The organism is Butyrivibrio sp. (assembly GCF_024699075.1).
Genome location: NZ_JAILQF010000306.1, coordinates 1 through 12,686, shown reverse-complemented (window position 1 = coordinate 12,686; position 12,686 = coordinate 1). Strand labels below are relative to the sequence as shown.

Sequence of the window (12,686 nt, the reverse complement as noted above, 5' to 3'; positions counted from 1 at the left end):
ATCAGGGTGAATCATATGATTAATATTGTTGCATTAGTTTGCCTATTTATGATATTTCTGGTTGATTTGATGTTTGTAGCGCTTATTCAAAGACTTAATAAGCTCTATAGCATTTATACGATATTTGCTTTCCTGGCTCTTATGATATCAGGAGCAATGAACATGGTCATAGTGTGCATATCGAATGAGCTTGTGATCATGATCTGCGAATCTGTCTACTATGCAATGGTCATGTTTGAGTTTTTTATGTTCTATAAACTCTTTACCAGTTATATATATACAGGAAATGAGACAAGGGCAATGGATCTTCTGATCAGGGTGCTCATGGCTTTTGATGTAGTACTTCTTATAGCTAATGTATGGACCGAATGGGTATTTACAATAACAGTAAGAAAGGACTTCTATCGCAATTTCCTTGATATTGGAGTTGTAGTTAGTAATAACAAGGGGGCGTATTACCACTTCTTTATATGCCTTGTGATCACCCTTGGTTTTTTGATCCCATCTATAAAGAGAGCGATTATTTCAAAGGGTATATACAAGATCAGATATATGTCTATTTTCATTATCTTCGCAATAATGGAAGCTGTTGGCCTTGCTAATTTCTATCTTGATCTGTCGGTTCCTATCGTTATGTTCCTTAATTCTGTGATGGTTCTTATAAGTTATTATATAATGAGCTATTATGTTCCTGAGAGAATCAAGATAGGCACAATGGAAGAGTCATTGAAGAGGCAGAGCAGCGGACTTGTTGCATATGATAATGACGGCAATCTGGCTCTTGTTAACGAAGTTACTTTTGAACTTCTTAACATAGCACCCAATGATATGGAAAGTCTCAAACACAGGATAGAAGAATTTCTTGAAAAAAGAGATGCCTACAATAAAGCATTCGACAGATGGATAGAAGAAATCCCGGGAAGAGATTATGATAAAAAATATATTCAGATAGATGGTGGCGTACTAAGGGATAGGAGAGGTAATCCTATCGGCGGCTTTTATAATCTGACTGATCATACTATAGAGCAGAATGCCCTTATCCTGGAGCATTACAAATTGACGCATGATGAGCTTACAGGCCTTTATAACAAGGAAGGCTTTTATGAGACTGTCAAAGAGATTCTGAAAAATGAACCAAGAAATGACTATATCATAATCTGCACCAATGTAAGAGACTTTAAGATAATAAATGATCTGTTCGGGTTTGATAAAGGTAATGATATCATTCAAAAGATCGCTGCTATGATCAATACAGGAAGCAATCATAAAGATATCACTGCCAGAATAGTTGCAGACCAGTTTGCTGTACTTACAACTAAAGAAAGATTTAATGAGGCAAGTCTTTATAAGCAGATCAATGAAGTATCCAAGCTTATTGCCAGCTCCTATTACAGTATGACTATCCATTGCGGAATCTATAATATAACCAATCCCGAGATGGAAGTGTCTTTGATGTGTGACAGAGCTAATATGGCTATAAGTACTATACGTGAAGAACCCGGCAATATGGTCGTATATTATGATGACAAGATGATGTCAGATATTCTCCATGACAGGCAGGTTGCTAATCAGCTTGATAATGCTATAGAGAACGACCAGTTTGTGATCTTTTTGCAGCCTCAGATCAAGGCAACAGGAGAAGTGCTTGGCGCAGAAGCTCTTGTCAGATGGGATGATCCCAAACGAGGAGTACTGGCCCCCGGTGCATTTATAGATATACTTGAAAAGACAGGATGTCTATATAAACTGGATCTTCATGTATGGGATCTTGCGGCAAGACAGCTTGCAACGTGGAAGGGAACACAGTTTGAAAACCTCAATATATCTGTAAACATATCGCCTAAGGATTTCTATTATGTAGATATATTCAAGGAATTTACAAGCCTTGTTAACAAGTACGATATATCTCCCTCTAAGCTGAAGCTTGAGATAACAGAGACAGCCCTTATGATAGAACCCACAAGACAGCTTACTCTTATAGGAAGACTTCACAAGTTCGGCTTTGACTTTGAGATAGATGATTTTGGAAGCGGATATTCATCTCTTAGTCTGTTAAAAGATATGCCAGCTGATGTTCTTAAAATAGACATGGAATTTTTACATGAGACAGAAAATGAGCAAAGGAGCAAAAAGATCCTTGAATCCGTTATCAGCCTTGCCCATGAGCTGAATATGCAGGTTATCACAGAAGGTGTTGAATATGAAAGCCAGGTTAATTTCCTTTTGGAACTGGGATGCGATGTTTTCCAGGGATACTACTATTCAAAGCCAATACCTGTTGATGAATTCGAGGAAAAATATAAGGATGTTAACTGCTGAATAATTTTGTAAATTTTTTTTGAAAATCCAAAAAAATATGAATACATTTGGCCGAAATTGTGTTATGATTTGTAGGCCGAAACACAATTTCGGCTATTTTCATGGTGAAGGAGGTGGTTTTAATGAAGGAAAATCATAAATCTAGTAACGACAACCCTGCGCCCCGATTATGCACAGCATTAAAACCAAAGGAGAATAGCCATGGAAGAAAGAAACTATCAGGAGATCGTTCGTGACCTCCTAGAAACCAGGCAGTACACCAAACTCCGTGAGCTCATCGCTGACATGCAGGAAGTCGATGTAGCTCTTGTTATGGGTGAGATGAAGGATGAAGATTCCCTGAAGCTCTTCAGACTTCTGCCCAAGGATATGGCTGCCGAAGTATTTGCTAATCTTGAATCTGACGATCAGCAGTATATTATAAGCTTCCTGTCAGATAGAGAAACCTCAAACATTGTAAACAACCTGTACGCTGATGACGCTGCAGACTTCCTTGAAGAGATGCCTGCTAACGTTGTTAAGAGAATTCTTGCGCATGCTAATCCTGAAACGCGTAAGGATATTAATCAGCTGCTCCAGTATCCTGAAGATTCAGCAGGATCTATCATGACAGTGGAGTATGTCGATCTTAAAAAGGATATGACAATTGGACAGGCAATAGAGAGAATCCGCAGAATAGGTCTTGATTCAGAGACTGTTAATATCTGTTATGTTCTGGATGCAAGACGTGTTCTGGTTGGAACCGTTGACCTTAGATATCTTCTTATATTGAGTGAAGATTCTATCATCGGTGACATTATGAATGATAATGTCATTTCGATAGGAACAATGGATGACCAGGAAGAGGCAGCTCGTAAGATCCAGAAATACGACTTTACAGCAATGCCTGTAGTTGATAATGAAAACCGCATGGTCGGCATTATAACTGTCGATGACGTAGTAGATATCCTGGAGCAGGAGGCCACAGAGGATATTGAAAAGATGGCAGCTATCGTGCCAACAGATAAGCCTTATCTTAAGACAGGCATCTTTGATACTTATAAAAAGAGGATGCCATGGCTTCTGCTTCTCATGATAAGTGCTACATTTACAGGTGCTATCATAACAAGCTTTGAAAATGCCCTTGCGAGATATGTAGTCCTTACTGCATATATACCCATGCTCATGGATACAGGCGGTAATGCCGGCTCTCAGGCCAGCGTATCTGTTATTCGTGGTCTTTCACTTGATGAGATTGAATTTAAAGACCTTTTCAAAACTTTATGGAAAGAGGTCAGAGTTGCTGCAATGTGCGGTCTTACCCTTTCTGTTACTAATTTTGTGAAGCTTCTTGTGATCGACAGATTAAATGTAGAAATTGCACTCATAGTATGTGCGACTCTCGTTATAGTAGTAGTTATCGCTAAGTGCGTTGGATGTCTTCTTCCTATGATTTCTGAAAGAATAGGACTTGACCCGGCTGTAATGGCCAGCCCCATGATCACTACTATAGTTGATGCAATATCACTTCTTGCATATTTTGCAATAGCTACACATGTTCTTGATTTTTCATAACTAAGAATTATTTGTTATCAGTTATAACTTTCTAAGTCGATATCATTTAGCAGATATGGCTTGGAAAGTTTTTTATTATCAAATATATTTTTTCAAATAAACGAAATTATGATAAAATATTGATGTGAGTAATGTGTAAGCTAATGTTGCTTCTTTTTATAGCTGTGGTAATAGTAATCAGGCAAAAGGGGGCAGGTGAGCTCCCGGAACGGAGAGACTAATGTTAGAATATACTAAGATTTATTCCAAGAAGTATCCGGATATTGCACTCAAGGTTATTCCAGGTCATTTCGTAACCCCAAATTCTCATATCAATTATTATATGGACATGACTACCATGAAGACCAGGCAGTCAGAAGCCCGTGCCATTGCTATGGCTATGAGCCAGAGCTATATGGCGACTACAGTAATTGATACCATCATCTGTATGGATGGAACTGAGGTAATTGGTGCTTATCTTGCAGATGAACTCTCCAAAGCCGGAATCTTGTCTATGAACCGTCATAAGACTATCTATGTTGTAACACCAGAGTATGATCAGGCAGGCCAGCTTATATTCCGTGATAATATGCTTATGATGGTCAATGAAAAGCATGTTCTGCTTCTTCTTGCATCTATGACAACAGGTAAGACTGTTACAAGAGCAATTGAAGGAATCAATTATTATGGCGGACATGTTAGCGGTGTATCGACAATATTCTCAGCTGGAACATCAGTAGCAGGATATGAGATCAATGCCCTTTTTAATAAATCTGATATACCTGACTATATTTCATATAGCCATGATAACTGCAAGATGTGTCAGGACGGAACCAAGATCACAGCTATCTGTAATGGTTTTGGATATTCTGAAGTTAAGCATTAGAGCTGCTTTTATAGACTTATCTTTAAAACCGCACATTTACTGAATGCATGGTTTGACCCTTACTTAAAATATAAGTAATGATGCGGCTTGACAAGATTAACAAAAAAGCGTACATTTTTCTTTGTAAGCAGTTTATAACAACAATAAAGCCTGGTTAACTTTAGATGGGCTGCCTATGAGGAGGAAAAGTTATGGCACAGGTAAAGAAAGCTGCAACGAAGTCTACTAAGGAAGCAGCTACTAAGAAAACTACCGCAAAGAAAACTACCGCAAAGAAAACTACTGCAAAGAAAACTACATCTGCTGTAAAGAAGACAGCAGCTACAGTAAAGACTAAGATTGAACTTCAGTATGGCGACAAGGATATCTCTTATGATGAGATAGTTAAAAATGCCAAGAATTACTTGACCAAAGAACTTGGCATGTCAGCAGCTGATCTTAAGTCATTAGATCTTTATGTTAAGCCGGAAGAAAACAGAGTTTATTATGTTGCTAATGGCAAAGAAGCTGGTTCTTTCGAACTGTAATATTGAAATGATTAAATACTATAAATACTAAAAATACCGGAGATTATCTTCGGTATTTTTTTGTGCTAGAAAAGTGCACAATTAAAGGAAACGAATTTTGTCATTTTCGTTTCTTGTTTATTTGCCATAGCATTAGTACAATAAGGGTAAGAAACGAAATACTATCGTTCCGTTTCCTTTTGAGTCTTATGAGTTATATTGATTTCTTATATGAAAGCATAAACATTTATAATAGAAGACTTTAATAAGAGGGAGCCTGAAAGGCGAAAGAGGTGTTACTTGAGATTACATATTCCTTTTAATGACAATTGGAGATTTACTGATTGCTATAGCGACGAAATATGCACTGATTCTTTTGATGATAAGAATCTGGAACTTGTTCGTATTCCACATACTTTAAAGGTTACAGATTTTCATTATTTTGATGAATCTGTATATCAGAAGGTCTGCGGATACCGCAAGGTATTTAAGGCAGATCCTTCATGGAAGGGTTCGAGGGTTATAGTTCATTTTGAGGCTGTAGCTCATGTCACTAAGGTATATATCAATAATATAGAAGTGTGCAGTCATGGAAGCGGATATACAGCATTCGAAGCGGATATTACTGACTATATAAACTATGACAGCGACAATATTCTTTCACTTAGAGTATCAGGTACTGAAAGCGATAATGTTCCTCCTTTTGGTCATGTAGTTGACTATATGACATATACAGGTATTTACAGGCCTGTATCTTTGGAGATAAGGCCTCAAAACTATATTAAAGATATATTTGTAAGAGGACTTGTTCCCGGAGGATTTAAGTATAACGAAAAAAGTCCTGCTGATAATAAGATTGCAGCAGCGATAAAGGCAACTGTAACTCTTATGCAGGAGGACAAAAATCTTAGTATAAGGCTCAGTTTTAAAAGATTTACTGATGCGGCTCTTGCTACTGATGAAAAAATTCCTGAAAAGTTAAGATGTGCTTATGATCTTGTATCAAGAAACGTTGAGTCAGATTCTTATTATAAGGAAACGGTGCTTGGCACTACTGAAATAAAAGATAAAGAAAGAGATATAAAGCTTCGTACTCTTCCTGTAAGTCTTTGGGATACCATGTATCCTGCCATGTATGTTCTAAAGGCTGAATTATTAAACGGCGCGGAAGTAATTGACCTTAAAGAGATCAGATTTGGCTTTAGAAAGACCTTATTTAAGGCTGATGGTTTTTATTTAAACGGAAGAAAGTTTAGGATAAGAGGTCTTAACAGGCATCAGAGTTATCCTTATGCAGGATATGCCATGCCAAAGTCAATGCAGGTGATGGATGCAGATATCCTTAGAAATGAGCTTTCATTAAATGCTGTAAGAACGTCTCATTATCCTCAGTCACATGATTTTATAAACAGGTGTGATGAGCTTGGAATGCTGGTATTTATGGAGTTTCCTGGCTGGCAGCATATTGGAGATGATAAGTGGAAGGATCAGGCTCTTGTCAATCTTGAAGAGATGATAACCCAGTTTAGAAACCATGCAAGCATCATGCTCTGGGGCGTTAGGATCAATGAATCTGTTGATGATGATGAATTCTATACAAAGACCAATGAGCTTTCAAGAAAGCTTGATGACAGCAGGCAGACAGGCGGTGTCAGAGCTAAGGATCATAGTAGTCTCCTTGAAGATGTATATACCTATAATGACTTCTCCCATGATGGAAAAAGACCTGGATGTGCACCAAGAAAGAAGATAACAAGCGATGAAAAGCATGCATATCTTATAACTGAATATAACGGCCATATGTTTCCCTGCAAGGCCTTTGATGCAGAAGAAAGGCGTACAGAGCATGCAATAAGACATGCAAATGTTATTGACTGCGTAGCATCTTATAAAGATATAGCAGGTTCTTTTGGCTGGTGTATGTTTGATTACAATACGCATAAGGACTTCGGATCAGGTGACAGGATCTGTTATCACGGAGTAATGGATATGTTCAGAAATCCAAAGCTTGCTGCAGCTGTATATGAGAGCCAGAGGGATGAGCATCCTGTTCTAGAAATTTCATCCTCGATGGATATAGGTGAGCACAATGAATGCATAAGAGGTGATGTCTGGATGATCACCAATGCTGATAGTGTAAGATTTTATAAAAATGATATATTCATCCATGAGTATATGAAATCCGAATCACCATACAAGAATCTTCTTCATGGGCCTATTCTTGTAGACGATTATATAGGAGATCAAATAGAGAAGAACGAGAAGTATGGCAAGAAGCAGTGCGATGATATAAAGCTCCTTATGAACAGAACAGCCAGATTTGGTATGGGCGGTATAGGAATAAAAGGAATGCTTAAGGCAGGAAAGCTTATGGCAATAAAGCACATGGGTTTTGATGATGCTTTAAGACTATACAATAAATATATAGGCGACTGGGGCGGAAAATCCACTGTCTTTAAATTTGAAGCAGTTAAGGATGGCAAGGTTGTAAAAACTGTGATCAAGTCACCTTCAGACAATCTTAGCCTTGAGATAAGAACGGATCATACCAATCTTAAAGAGGCAGAAACTTATGATGTTGCTTGTGTAAGGATAAGGGCGGTAGATCAAAATGGAAACGTAGCTTCTTTTGCTAATGAACCTGTAGTATTTACAGTGTCCGGACCTGTTGAAATATATGGCCCATCGCTTGTATCACTTCAGGGCGGAATGGGCGGCTGCTATATAAGGACTAAAGGTCAGAGCGGCAAAGCCAGCCTTAAGATCCATACTGAATTTGGTGAAAAAATAGTGGAGTTTAATGTGAATTCCAATCGCTGATTCGGAAGATATGGTTTTAGGCATAACCAGTCATTGAGAATATGATGATAGTTTAATAAGACTTAAGGAATTTAAGAGACTAGGAAGAGAAAAAAGCAAAAAGAAAAAGAGGGAGTTTGTATGACAGACAGAGCAAAAGTGATATTCGGTAACGAGATGCCGGAAAAGACTTACAAAAGTGCCGTAAAGTCAAAGCTTAAAAACATTAAGAAATATGGCGATGATTCAAATGTTTCTTATGATGTTAAGATAGTAGACAATCCTTATATAGGAAAGTCTCTTGGAGTATCAGATATAAGAGTAGCTGAGGGTAGCGGCGATAGTTCTTTTGACACAGAAAAAGGAATTATTGTAGGAAACATAAGGATGGGATTTGGTCACTACCGTATATCAATGGCAATGGCATCAGCAGCTAAGGCCCTTGGATATAAGCCTTACTGGCTTGACCTTAACTCTTTTCCTACAACAACATGTACAAAGCTTATAGGAGGCCAGAACGAGCTATATTCACTTGGATCAAGGCTTTCCAAGAATCCTGTATTCAATAAGCTTGTATGGGAGCCTGTAAACTATGAGCTGTTCAGAAGACTTTCTTACAACTGTTCAGACCAGAAGAATGCAGAGCTTATGGCTCCTGTTTACAGGAATATACCAAAAGAAATACCTGTTATAGGAACTCATGTATGGCCTGCTCAGGCAGCAGTGCATGCGGGAATGAAATATGTGGTTAATGCTATTCCTGATAACTGGCCTATGGCGCTTCATCTTTCTGAAGGAAGCGTGCATACTATTCAGACTCACAATTCATATCAGGGTTACAGGATCCTTAACGGAATGAATGGCAAGAAGGTCTGCAATCCAATGCCTTCATCAGCTCTTACATATACAGGCCATTATATTGATTATGAACTTGTAGAGAATATTGAAGCTGACTGTAATGCAAGAATTGAAAGAAAGAAAAATGGAAAGCCGATAAGATTCCTTCTTACAATAGGAGGAGCTGGTGCCCAGAAGGAGATATTTGCAGGTATCATAAAGCATCTTCTTCCTGTAGTAAAAAAAGGCAAAGCTGCAATTTATGTAAACGTTGGTGACTATAAAAATGTGTGGGATGAGCTGATAGCAGAGATTCCCGGCATGAGAGAAGTATCCAAAGAGCATATGAACAACTGGGCAGATACAGAAGATTTTGCTGCTAAAGCCCTTGACCCTGAAACTGAAATTACAGGCATTCACGGATTCTTCCATGAGAATATTTTTGAAGCAGTATATGCTACCAATCTTCTTATGAGAAGCTGTGATGTACTTGTTACAAAGCCTTCAGAACTTGCGTTTTATCCGGTTCCTAAACTGTTCATAAGAAGAGTTGGTAAGCATGAGATGTGGGGAGCTATCCACTCGGCTGAGGTTGGTGACGGAACACTTGAATGCAGGGATATGGGACATACTATACAAATGCTAAATATGTTCTTGTGGGATGATAAGTTCCTTGAAGATATGTGCGTAAATATTATGAACAATAAAAAAGCAGGTCTTTATGATGGTGCTATGAACGTTGTTAAAATAGCCATGGGGCTTAAAGGAGAGGAATAAATTATGGATAACAAAAAACTAAGCACGGTTGAAAAAGCCGGTTATGGACTGGGGGCAGTCGGCAAAGATATGGTATATATGCTTTCTGCAAGCTATGTACTTTATTATTTTCAGGATGTAATGGGGGTTAACGCATTTGCTATGGGTGTAATCCTTCTTGTAGCAAGAGTGTTTGACGCTTTTAATGATCCTATCATGGGAGTTATTGTTGCAAAGACCAAGACAAGATGGGGGAAATTTCGCCCATGGCTTATGATTGGTACACTTACAAATGCTGTGATCCTTTTTCTCATGTTCTCATGTCCTCCGACACTTGATTCAAAAGGACTTGTTGCATGGGCAGCAGTATTTTACATAGTATGGGGTGTTACCTATACAATGATGGATATTCCTTACTGGTCAATGATCCCTGCTTTTACAGAAGGCGGTAAGGAACGTGAAGGGCTTACTACACTTGCAAGAAGCTGCGCAGGTGTTGGATCCGCTATTACAACTATTTTCACAATGAAACTTGTTCAGTCTCTTGGCTCAGCTTTTGCAACAAGTGATAACGCTAAAGAAATAGAGAGAGTCGGATTCATGGTATTCTCCGGTATCGTAGCTGTTCTCTTTGTAGTACTTATAGTGATCACCTGCGTTACTATTAAAGAAAAATCTACCGTTGATATGAAAACAGCTTCAATTGGGGAGATGTTCTCAGCACTTTTAAAGAATGATCAGGCGATGGCAGCAGTAATTACTATTGTGCTTGTAAACTCTGCACTTTATATTACTTCTAACCTTGTTATCTATTTCTTTAAATATGATCTTGGCGGAGAGACCTGGTATAATGACTATACTTTGTTCAATATGGTAGGAGGTGCATCACAGATCCTTGCTATGATGCTTCTGTTCCCATTCCTTAGAAAATTCATGTCCAGCATCAAGATCTTCTATGTCAGCATTGGTATGTCTTTAATAGGATATGTGATCATCCTTGCAGTTGCTATGGCAGGTGTGAGAATTGCTCCTGTATATCTTATTCCGGGCGTTCTTGTAATGGCAGCAAGCGGTGTTAATAACGTTCTTATTACGATCTTCCTTGCTAATACCGTTGACTATGGTCTTGTAAAGCTTGGAAGAAGCGATGAAAGTGTTATATTCTCAATGCAGACTTTTGTTGTTAAGCTTGCAAGTGGTATTGCTGCATTTATAGCATCTCTTTCACTTGGTATACTTAATCTGAGTGAAGGAACTGCAATAACTCAGGAAGAGCAGACTGTTGATTTCTCGGCAGGTGTTGCAGCATCATCAAGAATGGGACTTCGTATGGTAATGACACTTATTCCTATTATGCTTCTTGTAATAGCATATGTGTGGTTCCGCCAAAACTATATCCTTACAGATGAAAAGATGGAAGAGATAAACATCAAGAAAAAGAGCATGTAAAAAGGAAAATTCAAACTTCGCATCCCCTTGTGATTTGATTACCAAGGGCAGTTAAAAAAGCAAAGCAGCGTACTCTCTCGAGTAAATTGGAGAGTAGGCTGCTTTTTTATAGCTGTGCGTAAGACACTGGATGATCAAATAAAATAACCTAAAATTGAACATATATATATGAGAAATTAAAATTCGTGATATAATTTATTTGCATATTGTAATTGCGATATGCGTTTGGAGGTATAACTAATTTAATAAAATTTTGGAGGAAATGAAATGTTTTGTGGAAATTGTGGAACACAGGTTCAGGATGGTATTTCAGTATGCCCTAATTGCGGAGCATCTTTGGTACCAAAGTCTCAGGCGCCTTCTATGAATCAGAATGCTCAGTTTCAGAATGGGCAGGGTGCACCGGTAAATCAGGGAATGCCGGTTAACCAGGGAATGCCTGGCAATCAGGGTGCAGCTTATAATCAGGGAATGCCTGGTAATCAGGCAGCACCGGGAGCAAATGCGCCTAAAAAGATCAGTGGCAAGCTTATAGGCATAATTGTTGCCCTTGTTGCTGCTATAGTACTTCTTGTTGTTATTGTGAAGTTAGTTGCCGGTGGATCAGGACTTAAGGGCACATATACAGATGGTAGTAGTTTTGTTACTTTTGAAAATGGTCGCATGATCATGAAAGAAAGCGGAATTGAAGTTTCATTTAAGTATAAGCTTAAAAAGGATGAAATCACCATAGATATAGAATCTATGGAACTTTCTGACAACTTCTGGGAAGTGCTTGCTGATGAGATGGGTATCGATGAAGATGAACTTGAGGATTATCTGAAAGAACTTGCTGATTATGATGATACTATGGAAGCATTATATGAGGCATATAAGGATGATGATCTTGATGCACTTACAGATATGCTTATTGAACTAATGGATATTGATGATGATGATGATGTTGTTTATGAGTATGACAAGAAAGAGAATTCTATAGAAGATCAAGATGAAAATAAGCTGTATTACGCAGAAAATTATAAAAAAGGTCCAAGCGGTAAGTATACAAATAAAAAAGATGATGATCTTACATTTACTTTCAAGAATGGTAAGGCAACATTTGATGATGATGGTGATAAAGAGTCATTCACTTATTATTGCTATGTAGATGATAAGGAAAATGTTTATGTAATATTCTATGGAGAAGACTTCGAAGATTCAGATTTTTATGATGATCACAGTACAACAAAAGGTGAGTGTAATTCCAAGAAGAGCAAATTTAAAATTGACGGAGAAGAATACAAAAAGTAATAATTGAATCGTACATCTGATCAAGATATAATTGGCGTTACCGAAAATTTTTGATGGATTTTCGGTAACGCTTTTTTATTGGGAAAAATCATCTTTATATAGCAAAAAAATAGTAGGAGGCAGAAATGGAAAAAGTTGATATCAGTTTTAAAACAAGTGCATCGGATCCAGCTGTTTTTAACTTCAGGGTGGCCTGCATCATTGAAAAGGACGGGCAGGTCCTGCTTCACAGGAAAAAGGCAGATGACTTCTGGAACATGCTTGGAGGCCGCGTACAGTTCGGGGAGACGTGCGAGGAAGCTATCAGAAGA

The 12,686-nt window shown here is 38.1% G+C and carries 9 protein-coding genes; all 9 read left to right on the top strand.

Annotated elements, in window-relative coordinates:
• Positions 1-15 precede the first annotated feature (15 nt).
• The gene (locus K6G87_RS12255) at positions 16-2,319 is read left to right on the top strand and encodes a putative bifunctional diguanylate cyclase/phosphodiesterase (protein WP_296837651.1); all 2,304 of its coding nucleotides are present in this window, start codon (positions 16-18) and stop codon (positions 2,317-2,319) included.
• 201 nt (positions 2,320-2,520) lie between these two features.
• Positions 2,521-3,873 carry a magnesium transporter gene (gene mgtE / locus K6G87_RS12250; protein ID WP_296837648.1) on the top strand — a complete coding sequence of 451 codons (1,353 nt, stop codon included), beginning with the start codon at positions 2,521-2,523 and terminating at the stop codon, positions 3,871-3,873.
• A 220-nt stretch (positions 3,874-4,093) separates the two neighbouring features.
• Complete coding sequence (locus tag K6G87_RS12245; RefSeq protein ID WP_296837644.1) at positions 4,094-4,738, top strand: orotate phosphoribosyltransferase; 645 nt, start codon at positions 4,094-4,096, stop codon at positions 4,736-4,738.
• Between the two features lie 191 nt (positions 4,739-4,929).
• Positions 4,930-5,265, top strand: coding sequence for a DUF6465 family protein (locus tag K6G87_RS12240; protein WP_296837641.1), 336 nt, complete (start codon positions 4,930-4,932; stop codon positions 5,263-5,265).
• 279 nt (positions 5,266-5,544) lie between these two features.
• Positions 5,545-8,064 carry a glycoside hydrolase family 2 protein gene (locus K6G87_RS12235; protein ID WP_296837638.1) on the top strand — a complete coding sequence of 840 codons (2,520 nt, stop codon included), beginning with the start codon at positions 5,545-5,547 and terminating at the stop codon, positions 8,062-8,064.
• Positions 8,065-8,184: 120 nt separating this feature from the next.
• Positions 8,185-9,657: a DUF6937 domain-containing protein gene (locus tag K6G87_RS12230; protein ID WP_296837635.1), complete on the top strand. Its 1,473-nt coding sequence runs from the start codon at positions 8,185-8,187 to the stop codon at positions 9,655-9,657.
• 3 nt (positions 9,658-9,660) lie between these two features.
• On the top strand, positions 9,661-11,085 hold the full coding sequence (locus tag K6G87_RS12225; RefSeq protein ID WP_296837633.1) for a glycoside-pentoside-hexuronide (GPH):cation symporter: 1,425 nt from the start codon (positions 9,661-9,663) through the stop codon (positions 11,083-11,085).
• A 267-nt stretch (positions 11,086-11,352) separates the two neighbouring features.
• Positions 11,353-12,375, top strand: coding sequence for a zinc-ribbon domain-containing protein (locus K6G87_RS12220; RefSeq protein WP_296837631.1), 1,023 nt, complete (start codon positions 11,353-11,355; stop codon positions 12,373-12,375).
• A 125-nt stretch (positions 12,376-12,500) separates the two neighbouring features.
• A partial coding sequence (locus tag K6G87_RS12215) for an NUDIX domain-containing protein (protein ID WP_296837628.1) occupies positions 12,501-12,686 on the top strand: 186 nt, incomplete at its 3' end.